At 73.8% G+C, this 18,126-nt stretch carries 15 protein-coding genes and 3 pseudogenes; 7 read left to right on the top strand and 11 right to left on the bottom strand.

The features are described 5' to 3' along the window. Positions 1-130 precede the first annotated feature (130 nt). Positions 131-436 (top strand): hypothetical protein, encoded by a 306-nt coding sequence (locus AC069R_RS22940; protein WP_478768663.1) that lies wholly within the window; start codon positions 131-133, stop codon positions 434-436. Between the two features lie 43 nt (positions 437-479). Here AC069R_RS22940 and AC069R_RS22935 read toward each other — a convergent pair whose 3' ends face one another. Beyond that, the gene (locus AC069R_RS22935) at positions 480-1,385 is read right to left on the bottom strand and encodes a GNAT family N-acetyltransferase (protein WP_478768662.1); all 906 of its coding nucleotides are present in this window, start codon (positions 1,383-1,385) and stop codon (positions 480-482) included. A 193-nt stretch (positions 1,386-1,578) separates the two neighbouring features. Here AC069R_RS22935 and AC069R_RS22930 point away from each other — a divergent pair, with 193 nt between their 5' ends. Together AC069R_RS22930 and AC069R_RS22925 are read left to right on the top strand one after the other, a co-directional pair. Beyond that, on the top strand, positions 1,579-3,459 hold the full coding sequence (locus AC069R_RS22930) for a propionyl-CoA synthetase (RefSeq protein WP_478768661.1): 1,881 nt from the start codon (positions 1,579-1,581) through the stop codon (positions 3,457-3,459). Between the two features lie 237 nt (positions 3,460-3,696). Then, positions 3,697-4,098, top strand: a complete 402-nt coding sequence (locus tag AC069R_RS22925; RefSeq protein ID WP_478768660.1) for a manganese efflux pump MntP — start codon at positions 3,697-3,699, stop codon at positions 4,096-4,098. Between the two features lie 77 nt (positions 4,099-4,175). On the opposite strand, the gene pqqE is transcribed toward AC069R_RS22925, so the two are convergent. The 5 genes and pseudogenes from pqqE to AC069R_RS22900 form a co-directional block, all read right to left on the bottom strand. Continuing rightward, the gene (gene pqqE / locus AC069R_RS22920) at positions 4,176-5,285 is read right to left on the bottom strand and encodes a pyrroloquinoline quinone biosynthesis protein PqqE (protein WP_478768659.1); all 1,110 of its coding nucleotides are present in this window, start codon (positions 5,283-5,285) and stop codon (positions 4,176-4,178) included. Next, entirely contained in the window at positions 5,278-5,625 is a 348-nt protein-coding gene (gene pqqD / locus AC069R_RS22915) for a pyrroloquinoline quinone biosynthesis peptide chaperone PqqD (protein ID WP_478768658.1), read from the bottom strand. The genes pqqE and pqqD overlap by 8 nt, the downstream gene beginning before the upstream one ends. A gap of 5 nt (positions 5,626-5,630) precedes the next feature. Then, positions 5,631-6,026 (bottom strand): annotated as a pseudogene (locus tag AC069R_RS22910) (thiaminase II/PqqC family protein); the annotation flags it as partial. A gap of 59 nt (positions 6,027-6,085) precedes the next feature. Then, positions 6,086-7,892, bottom strand: a pseudogene (gene katG / locus AC069R_RS22905) (catalase/peroxidase HPI); the annotation flags it as partial. A gap of 173 nt (positions 7,893-8,065) precedes the next feature. Then, positions 8,066-9,463 (bottom strand): LytTR family transcriptional regulator DNA-binding domain-containing protein, encoded by a 1,398-nt coding sequence (locus tag AC069R_RS22900; protein ID WP_478768657.1) that lies wholly within the window; start codon positions 9,461-9,463, stop codon positions 8,066-8,068. Positions 9,464-9,635: 172 nt separating this feature from the next. On the opposite strand from AC069R_RS22900, the gene AC069R_RS22895 reads away from it, so the two are divergent. Further along, complete coding sequence (locus AC069R_RS22895) at positions 9,636-10,388, top strand: adenosylcobinamide amidohydrolase (RefSeq protein WP_478768656.1); 753 nt, start codon at positions 9,636-9,638, stop codon at positions 10,386-10,388. Between the two features lie 177 nt (positions 10,389-10,565). Then, a complete protein-coding gene (locus AC069R_RS22890) occupies positions 10,566-11,483 on the top strand; it encodes an aldo/keto reductase (RefSeq protein WP_478768655.1) in 918 nt (305 codons plus the stop codon). 88 nt (positions 11,484-11,571) lie between these two features. Here the strand turns inward: AC069R_RS22890 and AC069R_RS22885 are convergent, their stop codons facing one another. Continuing rightward, the gene (locus tag AC069R_RS22885) at positions 11,572-13,047 is read right to left on the bottom strand and encodes an MFS transporter (protein WP_478768654.1); all 1,476 of its coding nucleotides are present in this window, start codon (positions 13,045-13,047) and stop codon (positions 11,572-11,574) included. Between the two features lie 261 nt (positions 13,048-13,308). Between AC069R_RS22885 and AC069R_RS22880 the strand changes: the two genes are divergently transcribed. Beyond that, positions 13,309-14,199 carry a helix-turn-helix domain-containing protein gene (locus AC069R_RS22880; RefSeq protein ID WP_478768653.1) on the top strand — a complete coding sequence of 297 codons (891 nt, stop codon included), beginning with the start codon at positions 13,309-13,311 and terminating at the stop codon, positions 14,197-14,199. Positions 14,200-14,257: 58 nt separating this feature from the next. On the opposite strand, the gene AC069R_RS22875 is transcribed toward AC069R_RS22880, so the two are convergent. Next, the gene (locus AC069R_RS22875; RefSeq protein WP_478768652.1) at positions 14,258-14,665 is read right to left on the bottom strand and encodes a hypothetical protein; all 408 of its coding nucleotides are present in this window, start codon (positions 14,663-14,665) and stop codon (positions 14,258-14,260) included. Between the two features lie 234 nt (positions 14,666-14,899). Between AC069R_RS22875 and AC069R_RS22870 the strand changes: the two genes are divergently transcribed. Then, complete coding sequence (locus AC069R_RS22870; protein ID WP_478768651.1) at positions 14,900-15,403, top strand: DUF4232 domain-containing protein; 504 nt, start codon at positions 14,900-14,902, stop codon at positions 15,401-15,403. Positions 15,404-15,462: 59 nt separating this feature from the next. Here AC069R_RS22870 and AC069R_RS22865 read toward each other — a convergent pair. The 3 genes and pseudogenes from AC069R_RS22865 to AC069R_RS22855 all read right to left on the bottom strand — a co-directional run bounded on the left by AC069R_RS22865 (position 15,463) and on the right by AC069R_RS22855 (position 18,082). Then, positions 15,463-15,558: pseudogene (locus tag AC069R_RS22865) on the bottom strand. Between the two features lie 99 nt (positions 15,559-15,657). Continuing rightward, complete coding sequence (locus AC069R_RS22860; RefSeq protein ID WP_478768650.1) at positions 15,658-17,163, bottom strand: aldehyde dehydrogenase (NADP(+)); 1,506 nt, start codon at positions 17,161-17,163, stop codon at positions 15,658-15,660. A gap of 94 nt (positions 17,164-17,257) precedes the next feature. Then, positions 17,258-18,082, bottom strand: a complete 825-nt coding sequence (locus AC069R_RS22855; protein WP_478768649.1) for an NAD-dependent epimerase/dehydratase family protein — start codon at positions 18,080-18,082, stop codon at positions 17,258-17,260. Between the last annotated feature and the right edge of the window lie 44 nt (positions 18,083-18,126).

Genomic DNA, 18,126 nt, shown 5'->3' with positions numbered 1-18,126 from the left:
ACGAACCGACAAGCTCGCCATCGCTTACGAGGCCGCACTTCACCTCGCCGGCATCCTCATTTGGACCCGACGCTGACCAAAGAGACAGACCCTAGCCCTGGACGGCGACCCGGCCGAGGGCGGCGAGCTCATGTGGGTCGTCGACCAGCGGGTCACCCGTCCGGGACCGACCCTGCCACCACGCAAGCTGCACCTGATCTACCGCCTGCACATCACCCCGGAACTCCGGGACACCCTCGCCGAGCGCGAACTGGACGAGCTGCCCGACGGCGGTCACGAGGCCGGGGTCATCGAATGGGTCGACTACCGCACCACTGCCGGTCTGCCCCTCTTCCCGCCCATCGGCCCCGCCCTCGCGGCGCTCGGCGACCCCCGTGCCGCCGTCGGTGACGCCGCCCTGGACGCCATCACCGACGAGAACTCCACCTGGGTGTGAGCGAGGGCCCGGCAGGCGTCCGGCCCGGTGCCCTGCGGGCCCCTCAGGGCAGCTCGATCGAACGGCCCTCGTCCAGGACGCGGTACCCCGCGCTGGTGTAGAGGTTCATGGCCACCTCGTTCCCGCCCCACACCGAGAACATCAGCACGGATTCGCCGGCCTCGAACGTGGCCCGTTCGCCGACGGCCATCGCCGCCCGCCCGTACCCCTTGCCGCGGTGCTCCTCCCGGATGTTCAGGGAGTACCCGTAGGTGACCCCCGGCAGGTAGCTGTGCCGCAGCCACGCCGTGCCGACCGGCTCGCCCGCCGCCTCCAGCACCAGGAGCGCGCTGTCGGGCGTCTCCAGACCCTCGGGCAGCAGCGTGGCGAAGTCCTCGTCCGACTTGCGTCGGGCCTCCTCGCGGCTCAGGGACCCCGACCGGACGATGTCGCCGACGTAGGACGCCTTCTCGGCGGCGAGCCACTCGGTGTACTCGGCCCGCGCCATCGGTCGCGCGGTGACACCGTCGACCGGCTCCGGCGCAGCGGTCACCTGCCGCGCCCTGACCTGCCCGTTGACGCGGTAACCGGCGAACACCTCGCCCAGCGCGGGCTCGACCACCCGGACACTCACCCGGCGCGCGCCCCGCGCCGCGCACCACTCCTGCGCCCACTCACGGGCGGCCGCCTCGTGCCCCCGGCCGGCATGGCCCGCCGCCACGTGCAGATCCCCGATCCGCCCCGCGAGTCCCCCGTCCTTCTCGGTCATCGTCACGGCCACGAAGCCCACCCGGATCCCGGCATCCATGATCTGGGTGACCGTCCAGTCCCCTTCGGTGGCGCGCCCCGTCGTCACGAACTCCGCCGCGGCGTCCCTGCTCAGCCCGGCCGCGGAATACGCGGCGACGAGCCGTTGCTCGAAGTCCTTCAGCCATATCGTGTCGTCATCGAGAACGCTGAACTCTGTCACCCGGTCACATTAGTCACGTCGCGATCAATCACTTGAGTGATTTTCCGTGAGGCGGTGAGACTGCCCGCGGCCCTTCCCGCCCACGCGAACTGCTCATATGAACACAGCCACACTCAAACTGGCGACAATGGGAGGAGAGTCTTCGACGGCGGCGGGCTGTCCGCGCGTGTTACCCCGAGGAGTGACGACGCAGATGGGTGTCTACAGCGAGCAGTACCAGCGCAGCATCAACGACCCCGAGGGCTTCTGGGGCGCGGCCGCCACCGCGCTGACCTGGCACGAGGAACCGTCACGCGTCCTGGACGACGCACGGGCACCCTTCTACCGGTGGTTCCCGGACGGGAGGATCAACACCTGTTTCAACGCGCTCGACCGGCATGTCGACGCCGGCCACGGGGACCGCCCGGCGCTGATCTACGACAGCCCCGTCACCGGCACCACGGCCACGTACACCTACGCCGAACTCCAGCGGCTCACCGCCCGGTTCGCGGGCGTGCTGCGCGGCCTCGGCGTCGGCCGGGGCGACCGCGTGGTCATCTACCTGCCGATGGTCCCCGAGGCGGTCGTCGCGATGCTGGCCTGCGCCCGGCTCGGCGCCGTCCACTCCGTCGTCTTCGGCGGCTTCGCACCGCGCGAACTCGCCCTGCGCATCGACGACGCCCGCCCGAAGGCCGTGGTGTCCGCCTCCTGCGGCATCGAGGGCAGCCGCGTCATCCCCTACAAGCCACTGCTCGACGAGGCACTGCGGCTGGCCCGGCACACGCCCGACACCAGCGTGATCCTCCAGCGCCCGCAGGCGCGCGCCGAGCTGTCGCCGCGCGATGTCGACTGGGACGAGGCGATGGCCTCCGCCGCCCCCGCCGACTGCGTGCCGCTCGCCGCCACCGACCCGCTCTACATCCTGTACACCTCGGGCACCACGGGCCGCCCCAAGGGCGTGGTGCGCGACAACGGCGGCCACGCGGTCGCGCTCGCCTGGAGCATGGCCAACGTCTACGACATCGGTCCGGGCGACGTCTGGTGGGCCGCCTCCGACGTGGGCTGGGTCGTCGGACACTCGTACATCGTCTACGCCCCGCTGCTCACCGGCGCCACCACCGTCCTCTACGAGGGCAAGCCGGTCGGCACCCCGGACGCGGGCGCGTTCTGGCGGGTCGTCGCCGAGCACGGCGTACAGGCACTGCTGACCGCCCCCACCGCGATGCGCGCGATCAAGAAACTGGATCCGGGCGCCGCGCTGATGGCCGGGTACGACATGACGCGCTTCCGCTGCCTGTTCCTGGCCGGCGAGCGCCTCGACCCGGACACCTACGACTGGGCCCGTACGACGCTGGGGGTGCCCGTGATCGACAACTGGTGGCAGACCGAGACGGGCTGGCCGATCGCCGCGAACCCGCGGGGCCTGGAGCCGCTGGAGGTCAAACCGGGCTCCCCGAGCGTGCCCATGCCGGGCTACGACCTGCGGATCCTCGACGTCGAGGGCCACGACCGGCCCGCGGGCGAGGAGGGCGCCATCGCACTGCGGCTGCCCCTGCCGCCCGGCACGCTCACCACCCTGTGGCAGGACGACGACCGCTACGTGGACGCGTACCTGTCCCGCTACCCCGGCATCTACCTCACCGGCGACGGCGGATACCGCGACGAGGACGGCTATGTGTTCGTCATGGGCCGCATGGACGACGTGATCAACATCGCCGGGCACCGGCTGTCCACGGGCGCGATGGAGGAGGTCGTCGCCGCGCACCCGGATGTCGCCGAGTGCGCGGTGATCGCGGTGTACGACGCCCTGAAGGGCGAGGTGCCGCGCGCCTTCGTGGTGCTCAAGGCCACCGCCACCCGTGACGCCGCGGAACTGGAGGCGGAGCTCGTCCGCGAGGTCCGCGACCGGATCGGCCCGATCGCCGCGCTCAAGGACGTCACGGTGGTGGCCGCCCTGCCGAAGACGCGCTCCGGAAAGATCCTGCGCGCCTCCATGCGCTCGCTGGCCAACGGGCACGACGCCCCGGTGCCCGCCACCATCGACGACCCCGCCGTACTGGAATCGCTGCGCCTCGCGCTGCGCAAGGAGAGCTGACATCCGGCGGGCCGAAGACCCGTCCCCGGACGAAACCGGTGAATTCCAGATGCCGACCCGCGAAATATACGCAACGGGTCATCGGGGATAGAATATCGATTATGGTCTGGGAAATGCTGGGCCTGGGTTGTACTCAGTCTCGACAATTTCCGGGTATCGATCGCGCTGGGCACCGTCCCCTTCGGTCTGAGACGCGCGGTGCAGGTCGCGGGGACGTTCGGGCTGTGGGACGCGGTCATGCCCCTGATCGGGCTGTTGATCGGCCACGAGATCGGGGAATCCATCGAGGGCTACGCCGATGTGGTGGGCGCCACCGCGCTCGGCGCGTACGGCCTCTACCTCGTCGTCTCCGCCCTGCACCACCCCGAGCCGGACGAACTCGACCACCCCTGGGCCCTGTTCGGCATCCCGCTGACACGGAGCCTGGACAACCTGATCGCCGGGGCGAGCCTCGGCATCCTGGGCCTGTCGCCCTGGGTGTCCGCCGCCACCTTCGGCCCCATCACCGCGGCCATGTCCCTCATCGGCCTGCGCCTCGGCCGCGCCGCCGCCCGCCTCATCCGGCTCCGCTCGGACCTGCTCAGCGGCGTCACCCTGATCATCGCGGCGGCGGCACTGCCCCTGGTGTTCGGCGGCTAGCCGGACGCAACTCCGCGACCCGGAGCGGGAGTCCACCGAGCCGTATCAGGACCTTGCCTCTGCCCACCCGCGGTTGATCAGGACTCGGCACGCGCCCTGAGCCCGCGGGGCCCGTGCGGGCGGGGTACCAGGGGCGGGGTGTCGGGCCGTGGCGTGGCGTTGGCGGATTCGACGGCACGGGCGACCAGGTCGTGGTCGGGGGACAGGTGGCAGACCGGGTCGGTGCGCGCGGCGTCGCCGGTGAGCTGGAAGGCCTGGCAGCGGCAGCCGCCGAAGTCCACCTCCCGCCGGGGACAGCTGCGGCAGGGCTCCGGCATCCAGTCGGTCCCCCGGAACGCCGTCATCACCGGCGCCTCGGCCCAGATACGCGCCAGCGAGTCCTCCCGCACACTGGCCCGCGGCAACGGCAGCGACTGGGCGGCGGGGCAGGGCAGCACATCGCCGTTCGGCGTGATCGTCAGCTGCCGGGCGGCCCAACCGCCCATGCAGGGCTTCGGATAGCGGCTGTAGTAGTCGGGGAGCACGTAGATGATGGCCATCCGGTCCCGCAGCCGCTCGCTCGCGGCCCGTACGACGCCCTCGGCCGCCGCCAGCTGCGCCCGGCTCGGCAGCAGCGCGGCGCGGTTGCGCCAGGCCCAGCCGTAGTACTGGGTGTTGGCCAGCTCCACCCGGTCGGCGCCCACCTCCTCGGCCAGGGCGAGCACCTCGGCGACACGGTCGATGTTGTGGCGGTGCAGCACCACGTTCACGGTCAGCGGCCAGCCCAGCTCCTTGACCAGCCCCATCGCCTCGACCTTGCGCCGGAAGGACTGGATTCCGGCGATCCGGTCGGACAGCGCCGGCTCGTCGGCCTGGACGCTGATCTGCACATGGTCGAGGCCGGCGGTCCGCAACTGACGCGCCCGCGCCCGCGAGAACCCCAGGGCGCTGGTGATCAGGTTGGTGTACAGGCCCAGATCGTGGGCGCCCGCGACCAGTTCCACCAGGTCGCGCCGCAACAGCGGCTCCCCGCCGGACAGATGGCACTGCAACACCCCGAGATCGGCGGCCTGCGTCAGCACCCGCAGCCATTCACCGGTGGTCAATTCGTCCCCGCACTCGGCCAGGTTCAGCGGGTTCGAGCAGTACGGGCACGCCAGCGGGCAGCGGTACGTCAGCTCGGCGAGCAGACCGAACGGGCTATCCATCGCCACCACCCTCGCCGTCCTCGGTGCCGGTGCCGACGAGTTCCAGATAGCGCCGGGCGACCAGCCGGCTCAGGAACCGCCGCACCTCGTCGTCGGGGACGCGCTGGTAGCGCGCGGACAGTTCGCTCACGATCCCGGCCACGGTGTGCCGGCCGTCGCACAGGTCGAGGATGGCCGCACCGCTGTCGTTGAGCACCACCACCGCCTCGGGATGCAGCAGGATCCGGCGCTGCCGGGTGCGGTCGAAGCCCAGCCGGACATGGCGCGCCAGCCGGGGCCGGTCCGGGCCGGTCACCTCGGCGGTGCGCGTCCGGTTCGTCGCGGCGGGGATCGCGTCCATGGTCGTCACTCCGGATATGCCTGGTCGACGGCGTCCATCAGGCTCCACAGGACGTCGCACTTGAACGACAGCGCGTCCACCGCGCGTGCCTGCGACTCGGCGGTCCGGCAGTGCGCGGTGACCACTTCCAGGGCGTGCTCGCAGTCACGGGGCGCCTGTTCGAGGCGGGCCCGGAAGTAGGCGAGGCCCTCGGGGGCGATCCACGGGTACCAGCGCTCGAACCCCGCGAGCCGCGCCGCCATCAGATCGGGCGCGAACATCTCGGTGAGCGAGGACGCCACCGCCTCCACCCAAGGCCGGGTCCGGGCGAAGGTGACGTACGCGTCGACGGCGAACCGCACCCCCGGCACCAGCTGCCGGTGGTCCAGGATCTCCTCGCGGCTCAGTCCGGCCGCCTCCCCGAGGCGCAGCCACGCCTCGATGCCGCCCTCCCCGGCGGCGGTGCCGTCATGGTCGAGGGACCGCCCACCAGGACCGTCATCTCGGGCGCGGTGAGGCCCAGCAGGTTCGCCCGGTCGGCCAGCAGCTGCTCCGGGGGCAGCCGGTGGCGGCCGTTGCCCGGATAGTTGCGGAACCCGTCCGCGGCCGGCTCCAGCGGGGCGAAGGACGCCACGTCGGTCCATTCCTGCGGGGCGTCGGTGCGTCCCGGCGCGAAGAAGGGGACCCGCACCCCGTACCCGGCGGCCTCGGCGGCCCGCTCGACGGCGGCGGCCCCGCCCAGTACGACGAGATCGGCCAGCGAGACCCGTTTGCCCCCGCCCTGCTCGCTGTCGAACGACTCCCGGATCCCCTCCAGGACGCTCAGCACCCGCGCCAGCTCCTCGGGTTCGTTGACCTCCCAGTCCCGCTGGGGTGCGAGGCGGATACGGCCGCCGTTCGCGCCGCCCCGCCGGTCGCTGACGCGGAACGTCGAGGCCGACGCCCACGCGGTCGAGACGAGCCGGCCGACCGGCAGCCCGGAGGCGAGGATCCGCTCCTTGAGCGCGGCGACGTCCGCCGCGTCGACGAGCGGGTGGTCCACGGCGGGGACCGGGTCCTGCCAGGGCAGCCGCTCTCGGGGGACCAAGCGGTCCGAGGTAGCGCTGGATCGGCCCCATGTCGAGGTGCGTCAGCTTGAACCACGCGCGGGCGAAAGCGTCCGCGAGCTGGTCCGGGTGGTCCAGGAAGCGCCGCGCGATCGGCTCGTAGACCGGGTCGACGCGCAGCGCGAGGTCCGTCGTCAGGACCGTCGGCGCGTGCCGGGCGGCCGGATCGTGGGCGTCCGGCACGGTACCGGCCCCGGCGCCGCCCCTGGGGATCCACTGCCACAGGCCGCCGGGGCTCAGCTCCAGCTCCCATTCGTACCCGAACAGCGTCTCGAAGAAGCTGTTGTCCCAGTGGGTCGGGGTGGGCGTCCACGTGCCCTCCAGGCCGCTGGAGATGGTGTCCGGGCCCTTGCCGGTGCCGTAGCCGCCGCGCCAGCCCAGGCCCTGCTGTTCGAGCGGGGCGCCCTCGGGCTCGGGGCCGAGCCAGACCTCCGGGTCGGCCGCGCCGTGGGTCTTGCCGAAGGTGTGCCCGCCCGCGATCAGCGCGACGGTCTCCTCGTCGTTCATCCCCATCCGCCGGAACGTCTGGCGGATGTCCCGAGCCGAGGCCAGCGGGTCCGGGACGGTGTTCGGGCCCTCCGGGTTGACGTAGATGAGGCCCAGCTGCGCGGCCGCCAGCGGCTGCTCCAGCTCCCGCACCCCGCCGTGGCGCTCGTCGCCGAGCCAGGCCCGCTCCGGGCCCCAGTACACGTCCTCGTCGGACTCCCAGACCTCCGCCCGGCCGCCCGCGAAGCCGAACGTCTTCAGGCCCATCGTCTCCAGGGCGCGGTTGCCCGCGAAGACCATCAGGTCGGGCCAGGAGATCTTGCGGCCGTACTTCTTCTTCACCGGCCACAGCAGACGGCGCGCCTTGTCGAGGTTGCGGTTGTCCGGCCAGCTGTTCACCGGCGCGAAGCGCTGCATGCCGCCGCTCGCGCCGCCGCGGCCGTCACCGACGCGGTACGTCCCGGCGCAGTGCCACACCATCCGCAGCACGAGTGGCCCGTAGTGCCCGAAGTCGGCGGGCCACCAGGGCTGGGAGGTGGTCAGCACCGCGTCGACGTCCCGCGCCAGGGCGTCCAGGTCGAGGGTGCGGAACGCGGCGGCGTAGTCGAAGTCCGCGCCCAGCGGGTCGGCCGTGGCCGGGTGCTCGCGCAGGACCGACAGGTCGAGCCGGTGCGGCCACCAGTCCCGGTTGCGCATGCCGCCGGCCGGGCCGGTGCGGGGTCCGGCCGGGGCGGACAGGCCCAGGCCGCCACCCGCGCTTCGCTTGTTCGCCGTGGTGGACCGAGTGCCGGACACGGGAGCCTCCTTCCCGGAACGCTTGCCGGTGCTCGCACGAAGAACGAGCCGGTGCCCGAACGAACTCGCGGACGTCAGATGCCCAGCGCGCGGCGCACGGCGGCCGCGTTGCGCCGGGACACCGGCACCATCTCCTTCGTCCCGTCGTCCATGACGAGGGACAGCTCGCCCTTCGGCCCCCGCTCGACCTCCCGGACCCGGCCGAGGTTGACCACGTACCGCCGGTGCACCCGCAGGAAACCGGCGTCCGCCAGCTCGCCGTCGAGCTTGTCCAGGCTCGCGCAGGCGGCGCGCAGGCAGCCCTGGTCGGCGCGGAGCCACACGTCGTTGCCCCGCGATTCGGCGAAGGAGACCTCCTGCGGCCGCAGCAGCGTCATCCGGTTGTCGTGCACCGCGACCAGCCGGCGCGGCCGCTCCGCGGGAGGCGCGGCCCGCTCCACCGGTGGCAGCCGCGCCCCGTCACCGGCCCCGAACGAGACCAGGTTCCCGAGCAGATGACCGGACGAGAAGACCGGCCGGATGCTGATCGACGTCGGCTCGTCGCAGGGGTGCGCGAGGATCTGCGTCGCACCGACCCAGCCGGGATCGTGCGCCGCCTGTCCGGTGGCCTGCCGGGAGGCCGCGATCAGGTCCGGCAGGCCGGGGTTCCAGCGCAGTGTCGGATCGACCGCCGGGGTGGCCGCCGGAACTCCCAGCAGCGCGCCCGCCGGCTCGTCGGCGATCACCACCCGGCCCGCGGCGTCCAGCGCGGCCAGCGGCGCCCCGGAGTGCCGCCTCGCCCTGGTATAGGCGGCGACCAGTTCGGCGCCGCTGTCGCGGGCGCGCCTCTTGAGCGGGTACTGGGCCATGGTCGCCGCGTGCGCCAGCCAGCTCGCGGCGGACGCGGGAAGCCGGCTGCGCCAGCAGCAGATGCCGAGGACCGCGATCGGCTCCCGCGTCACCACGTCCCGTACCGCGATGCCCGCGCAGCCCCAGTGGTGGAACGCCTGGCACCAATGCTCCGGACCGCTGATCGGCACCGGTCCGTGCACCTCCAGCGCGGTGCCCAGACCGTTCGTGCCGGCCGCGGACTCGGACCAGCGGAACCAGGGCGCGAGGCGGGAGTCGTACGCCTTCGCCAGCGTGGCCTGGTCGCCCCACTCGGCCAGCACCCGGCCCGAGGCGTCGGTGACCGTGACGACTCCACCGACCCCACCCACCTCATGCGCCACAGCGGCCGCACGGAATCCCAGCTCGGCGAAGACGACGTCGTGCTCCGGCGGATGGGCGGGCTGTGCGACGGCCACGGGGGCCTCGGCGAGATGAGGATCGACCCGGTACCGCTCCCGGCAGCGGTGCCAGGAGACCGCCACCAGCGGCCGCACCCCGGACACCCGGTCGTCCCCCCGCACGAACCGCTCCCACGCCGCCAGCACGGTGCCGTCCCCGAGATCCGCCGGCAGCGGCTCGGCGAGCCGCGATACATCCCTCATGGTTCAGAACCACCCTCGGTCCATCCCCGGCGACGACTCTTCCCGTATGCCGGAAAACCAGTGCATTACACACCCTAGGTACCGCGACGCCCCGAGCACACCCCCTTCGGGCCGGGGCGCCCGCGCCGGGAGACCTCGGCCGCATTCCCTGGGTGACGCGCTCGGTACGATCATGAGATCCAGCCGCTCGGAGGAGTCCAGCCCAGTGACCGTCGCCCCACCGCCCCGCGCCGCGACCGGCGTCCTTCCGCTGCTGACGCTGACCCGATTCGAGGACGACGAGCGGCTGTCGGCCCTGCTGTGGCGGGCGGGACCCGGCTGGCGGATGATCAGCAGCGCGGTCCTCGGCGGAGGCATCGGCGAACGCCTCTGGGTCCTCAACGCCCAGGTCTCGCACGGCTACGGCCGCACCGACCCCGACACCCACCTCGCGTGCCTCGCCCGGAACGCCGGGGCGCGGGGGCCGGGCGTCGGACTGATGACGGCCGCCGACGTCCGCTGCCACGGCCGCGCGCACGACGACGGCGTCGAGGCGGTGGTCACCGCCGGCCTCGGCGTCCACGGCTGGGCCGCCACCCCCGCGCCGGGCACCTCCTTGCCGCCCGCCCCCGGCACCATCAACATCATCGCCGCCCTCCCCACCGCCCTGACGGACGCCGCCCTGGTCAACGCGGTCGCCACCGCCACCGAGGCCAAGGTGCAGGCCCTCCTCGACTCCGGCTACGACTGCTCCGGCACCCCCACGGACGCGGTGTGCGTCGCCGCCCGCGTCCCCCGCCCCGGCGAGCGGCCGGCGGCGTTCGCCGGCCCCCGCTCCCTGTGGGGTGCCCGGCTGGCCCGCTCGGTGCACTCCGCGGTGTGCGCCGCCGTGGAACCCGTGCGGGGCGGAGCCGCCGCACCGGCGAGGACACCGGCGAGTTCATGAACACGGCTCCGGTGAGGAACCGTCAGTAAGGACAACTCGCCGCGCCCGCCCCGCGTTCCCGCTCCCGCTGTGAGATTCCGCCCTCGCTCCAGGCCTTCCCGCCGCCCCGTCCACCTGCGCATACTCCGGGTCCGCCGCCCCTCGAACCGTTCGGGGGGCGGCAAATGAATGGAGCTGATGGGCGAGATGAAGCCGGGCACGGACTCCGCGGCAGGGACGGCGGCAGCGGCGGGCACCTGGACGCTGGGGGACATCGAGGTCAACCGGATGGGCTTCGGAGCGATGCGCCTCACCGGCAGCGCCCCCTTCCACCAGGGCGTCCCCAGCGACCGCGCGCAGGCGATCCGGGTGGTACGCCGCGCGGTCGAACTCGGGGTCAACCACTTCGACACCGCGGCGTTCTACTTCTCCCGGCTGCGGTCCGCCAACGAAATCCTCAACGCGGCCCTCGCCCCCTGCCCCGACGACATCGTCATCGCCACCAAGGTCGGCCCGGCCCGCGACGCCTCGGGGGAGTGGACCACCCCGGCCCGGCCCGACCGACTGCGCGGCCAGGTCGAGGAGAACCTGCGCCAACTCGGCCGCGACCACCTCGACGTGGTCAACCTGCGCATCATGGGCCAGGACTCCGTCAGCGAGCACTTCGGCGCCCTCGCCGAACTGCGGGACGCGGGACTCGTCCGGCACCTCGGGATCTCCGGCGCCCGCCCCGAGCACCTCGCCCAGGCCCTGGCCATCGCACCGGTGGTGTGCGTCCAGAACCGCCACGGCATCGACGACCCCGCGGGCGGACCGATGCTCCGGGCGTGCGCCGACCACGGCATCGCATTCGTGCCCTTCTTCGCCATCTCCGGAAAGGGCCGGGAAGCCGGACCCGCCCGCACCGAGCACGACCCGGTCCGCGCCGTCGCCCGCGCACACGGCGTCTCACCGGCGCGGGTACGGCTGGCCTGGACCCTGCACCAGGGCGAGCACGTGCTGGCCATACCGGGCACCGGCAACCCCGACCACCTCGCCGACAACGTGGCCGCGGCCGCGCTGCGCCTGACGGAGGAGGAACTACGGCTCCTCGACTCGGTCGGCCGCCCGCTCTGACGGCGCCTGGCTGCGTCCCGCACCGCTGCGACGCCCCGCGCCCCGCAGCGTGTCGCGTCTCCGCCGCGCGCGGCGCCCCGCCCCGAGGTCAGTCGCGCGCCAGCAGCAGCCGGGAGAGCGCGGCGGTGACGAGGAGCAGCGCCGCGACGGCCAGCAGCCCGAGGCGCATGCCCGGAAGCGAGAAGCCGCCGCCGGCACCGGAGAGCAGGCCACCGAAGAGGGCGACGGCGAGCGCCCCGCCCAGCTGACGAAGGGAGTTGAGCAGCCCCGACACGGTTCCCGCGCGCTCCGCCGGGACCGCGTCGATCAGCAGCGCGGTCAGCGCGGGCACCGCGACCGCCCCGCCCATGCTCAGCGGCAGCAGCAGGACCAGCACCAGCCACACCGGGGTGTCCGCGGCCAGCGGCAGCATGGCCAGCATCGCGACGGTGAGGACCAGTTGGCCGGCGACGATCACCGACCGCCGCCCGAACCGCTCCGCGAGCCGCGGCGAGACCAGGTTGGTCGCCGTCACCACCGCGGACATCGGCACGAACATCAGCCCGGCCGTCGTCGCCGACATCCCCCGCAACTGCTGGTAGTACAGCCCGAGCAGGAAGATCCCGCCGTAGAAGGCCGCGTTGACGGCGAAACCGACCGCGAGCGGAACGCTCACCCGGCGCTCCCGCAGCAGCGCCGGCGGAATCATCGGCTGCCGGTGCCGGGACTCCACGGCACGGAACAGGAACCCGGAGCCGACGGCGAGCGCGGCGGCGCCCAGCACGGGCAGGCTGGTCCAGCCCAGATGGCCGCCCTCGATCACCGCGACGGCCAGCCCGGCCAGGGCGAGTACGGCGGTCAGCTGGCCCATCCCGTCCAGCGCGGCGGGCCGGCGCGGCGAGCGCGGCACCCGTACCAGCAGGCCGAGAATCACCGCGCCCACCGGGAGGTTGAGCAGGAACACCGCCCGCCAGCCGGCCGTCTCGGTGAGCAGGCCGCCCAGCACCGGGCCCGCGGCCATCGCCACCGAACCGCCCACGGTCCACAGCGCGATGGCCCGCGCACGCTCCCTGCTGTCCTCGTGGGCCTGGCGGATCAGCGCCAGCGAGGCCGGCAGCACGACCGCGGCGGCCCCGCCCTGCGCCACCCGCGCGGCGACCAGCACCCCGATGCCGGGCGCCAGCGCACAGCCGAGGGAGGCCAGGGTGAACAGGGCGACTCCCCAGGCGTAGGCGCGCCGGGCACCCGCGCGGTCGGCGATGACACCGGCGGAGAGCATCAGGGCGGCGAACATCAGCGTGTACGCGTCCACCACCCACTGCTGGCCCGCCATGCCGCCGTGCAGGGACTCCCGGATCGCGGGCAGCGCGATGTTCACGGCCGACACGTCGATGGTGATCACGCTGAACCCGAGCAGCGAGGCGACCAGCGCGACCCCGGCCCGCCGCGGCGCGGCGACGGCCCCGGCGTCCGGCCCGGCTGGTCGGGCCCGGTCCGCCTCTCGTCGGCGTACCTCGGGCACCGGCGACTTCGGCGCGCGTTCCCGGCAGGGGACGGCCGGCGAGGTGGGAAGGGAGCTGGACATGGTGGCCTCCTGGACATCACGGACGGTCGACGGGGTGTCCGTCGGGGAACCGCCGGGGACGAGTCGGCGGGCGGCCACGAACGCCGGGACCGCGGTCCGGTGTCACGCACCCCCTGGGTCCGCGCCGCCGGGCCGCCCGCTCCGGGATCAACTCTGCGGCCGGGACGGGCAGTCGGGCAGACCGGGCCGAACCCGGGGTGCGGCGTTCCAGGCCCTGGCACACCCCCTCAACACCCCGGCGGAGCTGGCACAATTGAGCGAATGGGAGCAGCGACAGAGGCGCGCGGCACGGAACTCGGCAGATACCTGAAGGCCCGCAGGGCGCAGGTACGCCCGGAGGACGTCGGTCTGCCGGCCGGCGCGGGTCTGCGCCGCACGCCGGGACCGCGCCGGGAGGAACTGGCCGCGCTGGCCGGCGTGAGCGTGGACTACTACATCCGCCTCGAACGCGGCCGCGAGACCAATCCCTCGCCCGCCGTCGTCGACGCCCTCGGCCGCGCCCTGCGCCTGCGCGGCGACGGCTACGAACGCCTCCACGAACTCGCGGAGCTGGCCTCCGGCCGGACCTCCGAGCTACCGGTCTCGGCGGACCACATCGTGCGCGACTCGGTGCTGCGCATGCTGGAGTCGGTACGCCCGCTGCCCGCCTACGTCGTGAGCCGCTACAACCGCGTCCTGGCCGCGAACCCGCCGGGCCGGCGCCTGCTGCCCGGCCTGTGGGACTGGTCGGACCACCAGCGCAACCTGACCCGCTACCTCTTCCTGCACCCGGTGGGCAGGACGCTCTACCAGCCCTGGGAGGACACCGTCGCCCACTCGGTGGCGCATCTGCGGGCGGTCGCCGGCGCCGACCCGGACGACCCCGAGCTGACCACCCTCGTCGGCGAACTCGTCCTGAAGTCCCCGGAGTTCGCGCGCCTGTGGGAACGGTACGACGTCTGCGAGCGCGGCGGCGGCCAGAAGAACTTCCGGCACCCCGAGGTCGGAACCATGACCCTGACCTACGAGGTGATGCGACTGGCCCGGACGGGCGGCCAGCGGATGGTCGTCTACCAGGCGGCCCCCGGCACCGCCGACGAGGCGGCCATGCTCGGGCTGGATTCCCCCGCGCGGCCTGAGACGACCGGCGCACCGGACGGGACCAGCACGTGACCGCCTCTCACTGAACAGGCGGCCGTCACCCCGCGCGGACCGGCGCCGCGCGGAGTGTTCAGTGCCCGCCGTGCCGCAACCACCGCGCCCAGCGCTGGTGGCGGCCGGCCGGTGGGGCGGCGGGAGCGGGTTCTTCCGGGCGCGGCCGCGCGGGCGGTGGCGGGGGCGGTGGCGCGGCGTCGCCAGGCGGCCGGAAACCTTCGGCCGGGGGCGGGGGCGGGACGTCGGCGGGCGGGCGGAGGCCCTCGGTCGGGTACCGCGTGGCCGCGATGCTGTCGACGATCTGCTGTTCGGTGAAGTTCTCCGAACCGGGCACATGCGGCACGAAACCGATGAGCACCCCGTCGCTGAGGACCTCCGCGTCCAGCCCCGACACCCCGTCGGTGTCCCACAGCGCCTCGATGCCCTCGTCCAGGACGACCCTGATCCCGAACTCGTAGACCCCGGCCTCGACGAGATGGGCCATGCCCCCCGGTCCCGCAACGCCGCCACCACGCGCTTCGCGCGCTCCGCGTCCATATCGGCCGCATCCCTTCGCGATCGGTGACCACCCTCGACGCGTCCTCGGGCGCAAAGGGTCCTGTGACGTTCGTACCCAAACTGAGACATTCCGTGCGCGCGATCGGGGGGAGGCACCTGTCGACCATGGTCCCGGCGGAGTACTCCGGCAGGACCATCGAGCAAGACAAGGAGTGTTCCCATGAGCAAGAGGCACACGTTCGCCGCCCTGGCCGCATGCGCGCTGGCGGTCACCGCGGGCGGGGGAATCGCGGCGGCCGCACCCGCGACGGCCGCCGGCGCCGCCCCCTCGGCCTGCCGTCCGGCCAACCACACGGCCACGATCAAGGCGGCGCCCGCCAGCTCGGGGCACAGCCACTACCGCGTGACCCTCACCGCACCGCGCGGCTACGCGTCGTGCGAGCTGGCCGGTTCGCCCACCGACGTACGGTTTTCAAACCACGGCAAGCGGACCGGTGCCGCCGCCGGGCACTACGGCGACCAGAAGACGAAGGTGACCTTCGGTCCCGGCCACCCGGTGCACTTCGACATCCAGGTGCCGAACCTGCACCGCGGCACGCCCTCGAACGAGGCGTCGTTCACGCTGCGGGCGCCGGGCGGCGAGATCCCCGGCACGTCCTTCGCCGGGGGCAGGTTCTCCGTCGCCCCCGGCACCCTCGTCGGCCCGGTCCAGCGCGGCGCCTGACCAGCCGCCGAAACCCGGAATGTCCCGCGGCGGCACGGCCGCGGGACACCCCGGTGTAGCGGAGAGGGCAGGATTCGAACCTGCGTGGACCCCAGAAGGATCCGACCTCGAGACGCGCTCGCCGGTCCCCGATCAACCACTCCGGGCACCTCTCCTCGCTCCCGGTTCCCGGCCCCCCGGACCCCGTGCACGGGAACCAGAGTGGCAGGCGCCGCTGACGGCGGACTGACGCGCGGGTCCGCGGGCGGGGCGGGTCAGCCCACCCGGCGGGGGATGCCCAGCGGGTTGGCGTCCTGGAGTTCCGGCGGGAGGAGGTCGTCCGGCCAGTCCTGGTAGGCGATCGGGACCAGCCAGCGGTCGATCGCGGTGGCGCCGACCGAGGTGTGCAGCGGGGCCGTCGTGGACGGCCAGGGGCCGCCGTGGTGCATGGCCCAGCAGACGGCGACGCCGGTCGGCCAGCCGTTGTGCACGAGGCGGCCCACGCGGTGCCGCAGCGCCGCCGCCACCCGCGCGGCCGCCGCCGCGTCGCCGGCCGTGGCGTGCACCGAGCCGGTCAGGCTGCCCGGCAGGGCCGCCAGGACCTCGGTGAGCGCGTCCACGTCCGGGTACGTCACCACCAGTCCGGCCGGCCCGAAGCACTCCTCGGCCAGGGCGTCCAGCCGGCCCGCGAAGGACTTCAGGGAGAGCCGCCATACCCGCGGCGCCACCGCGAAGGAGCCGTCGCCCGCGCTGCCAAAGGCCAGCGGCACGAGGTCCGCGGCCTCGTCCAGCTCCGCCACCCTGGCCTCGTACCCGTCCCGGATCCGGGACGTCAGCATCGGCCCGGTCGTCGCCGCGCCGACCGCGGCCGCGACGGCGTCCACCAGCGCGCCGTCCTCGGGGACGAACAGCAGGCCGGGGTTGGTGCAGAACTGGCCGGTGCCCAGGGTGAGCGACTGCGCGTACCCCTCGGCGATCGCGCCGGTGCGTTCGGCCGCGGCGCCCGGCAGGACCACCACCGGGTTGACGCTGCCGAGTTCGCCGTAGAACGGGATCGGCTCGGGGCGGGCGGCGGCGAGGTCGTACAGGGCCCGGCCGCCGGTCTGCGAGCCGGTGAAGCCGGCGGCCTTGACGGCGGGATGCCTCACCAGCGCAGCACCGGCCTCGAAACCGGTGACGAGGCCGAGGACGCCCTCGGGCGCACCGGCGTCGCGCAGCGCCCCGGCGACGACGCGCGCGACCGCGGCCGAGGTCGCCGGATGACCCTCGTGCGCCTTGACGACCACCGGGCAGCCGGCCGCCAGGGCCGTGGCGGTGTCGCCGCCCGCCACGGAGAAGGCGAAGGGGAAGTTGGAGGCGCTGAACACCGCCACCGGTCCGATCGCCTGCCGCATCCGGCGGATGTCGGGGCGCCCGGCGGCCGGGTCGGCCGGGGTGAGGATGGCCTGCACATGGCCGCCGTCCCGCAACACCTCGGCGAACAGGCGCAGTTGACCGCTGGTGCGGCCCACCTCGCCGGTCAGCCGGGCCGCGCCGAGCGCGGTCTCCGCGTCGGCGGCGGCGACCAGTGAGTCGCGGGCCGCGTCCAGCGCGTCGGCGGCGGCGTCGAGGGCCCTCGCCCGGTCGGCGGCGGGCAGCGCGGACCAGACGGGGAAGGCGCGGGCGGCGGCGCGGGCGGCCGTGTCGACATCCTGCGCGGTGGACACGGCGACCGGGTCGCCGACGGGGTCACCGGTACGCGGGCTGACGCCCCGCAGCGGGGCGGACGTGGGGTCGGTCATCGGTCGGACCTCCGGGTCGGACGGTGCGGATGAACGCGCGGGCAAGGAGCGGATGAACTCACAGGGAAAGGAGAGGAGTCGTGCGCGGCACCGGTCAACCCTTCGCGTCCGTGCCGTCGGTGTCGTCCGCGTCGAGTTCCGGCGAGCAGAAGGCGCCGCCCAGGTAGATCTCGTCCAACGGGTCGTGACGGCCTTCGAGTTCACCGGCGAAGCGCTCGGCGTCGTCCTGGGGCTCGTAGCCCAGGGCGCGTGCCTCGTCCAGCGAGAACCAGCGGCGGGTGTTGTCGGAGACGCCCCACACCACACGGAATCCGGGCGAGGGGGCCGCGATGAGCGCCTCCATCAGGCGGGCGCAGTCGCCGGGGGAGAGCCAGGTGGCCAACTGGCGGGTGGCGATGGGGCGTTCGTAGCAGCCGCCGAGGCGGACGCAGAGCACGTCCAGGCCGTAGCGGTCGTGGTAGAGACTGCCCAGGGCCTCGGCGGCCACCTTGCTCACGCCGTAGTAGGTGTCGGGGCGCGGGAAGAGATAGTCGGGCGCCTCGCCCTCGCGCGGGTGGAAGCCCACCGCGTGGCTGCTGCTGGCGATGATCACTCGGGGTACGCCGGCCCGGCGGGCCGCTTCGAGGACCGTGCGGGTGCCGTTGACGTTGATGTCGAGGATCTTCTCCCACGGACCCTCGACGCTCAGTCCGCCGAGGTGGATCACCGCGTCGGCGCCGGTGAGGGCCTCGCGCATCGCCGGGAGATCGGTCACCGACGACCGCAGGATCTCCACGTCCTCGCCCCCGGCCGCCGGGGGCACCGGCGCCACGTCGAGCAGCCGCAGCGTCCGGCCGGGGCGGGCCAGCCGGGGCCGGAGCAGACCGCCGACCCCTCCCGCGGCTCCGGTGATCACGATGCGCTGACTCACTCGCCTCATCTCCTCCGTGGCGGCTCGGTGGCGGCCGGGCGTGTCCGTGGCCG

It is taken from the genome of Streptomyces sp. NPDC043952, from assembly GCF_056435325.1.
This window is presented reverse-complemented; position numbering and strand designations above follow the sequence as displayed.

Coding starts and splice junctions, on each gene's coding strand:
- AC069R_RS22895 (WP_478768656.1), top strand. CDS start 9,636: ATGAGATCCAGCCGCTCGGAGGAGTCCAGCCCAGTGACCGTCGCCCCA.
- AC069R_RS22870 (WP_478768651.1), top strand. CDS start 14,900: ATGAGCAAGAGGCACACGTTCGCCGCCCTGGCCGCATGCGCGCTGGCG.
- AC069R_RS22940 (WP_478768663.1), top strand. CDS start 131: ATGTGGGTCGTCGACCAGCGGGTCACCCGTCCGGGACCGACCCTGCCA.
- AC069R_RS22925 (WP_478768660.1), top strand. CDS start 3,697: ATGCCCCTGATCGGGCTGTTGATCGGCCACGAGATCGGGGAATCCATC.
- AC069R_RS22855 (WP_478768649.1), bottom strand. CDS start 18,082: ATGAGGCGAGTGAGTCAGCGCATCGTGATCACCGGAGCCGCGGGAGGG.
- pqqD (WP_478768658.1), bottom strand. CDS start 5,625: ATGGACGCGATCCCCGCCGCGACGAACCGGACGCGCACCGCCGAGGTG.
- AC069R_RS22890 (WP_478768655.1), top strand. CDS start 10,566: ATGGGCGAGATGAAGCCGGGCACGGACTCCGCGGCAGGGACGGCGGCA.
- pqqE (WP_478768659.1), bottom strand. CDS start 5,285: ATGGATAGCCCGTTCGGTCTGCTCGCCGAGCTGACGTACCGCTGCCCG.
- AC069R_RS22885 (WP_478768654.1), bottom strand. CDS start 13,047: ATGTCCAGCTCCCTTCCCACCTCGCCGGCCGTCCCCTGCCGGGAACGC.
- AC069R_RS22900 (WP_478768657.1), bottom strand. CDS start 9,463: ATGAGGGATGTATCGCGGCTCGCCGAGCCGCTGCCGGCGGATCTCGGG.
- AC069R_RS22930 (WP_478768661.1), top strand. CDS start 1,579: ATGGGTGTCTACAGCGAGCAGTACCAGCGCAGCATCAACGACCCCGAG.
- AC069R_RS22875 (WP_478768652.1), bottom strand. CDS start 14,665: ATGGCCCATCTCGTCGAGGCCGGGGTCTACGAGTTCGGGATCAGGGTC.
- AC069R_RS22860 (WP_478768650.1), bottom strand. CDS start 17,163: ATGACCGACCCCACGTCCGCCCCGCTGCGGGGCGTCAGCCCGCGTACC.
- AC069R_RS22880 (WP_478768653.1), top strand. CDS start 13,309: ATGGGAGCAGCGACAGAGGCGCGCGGCACGGAACTCGGCAGATACCTG.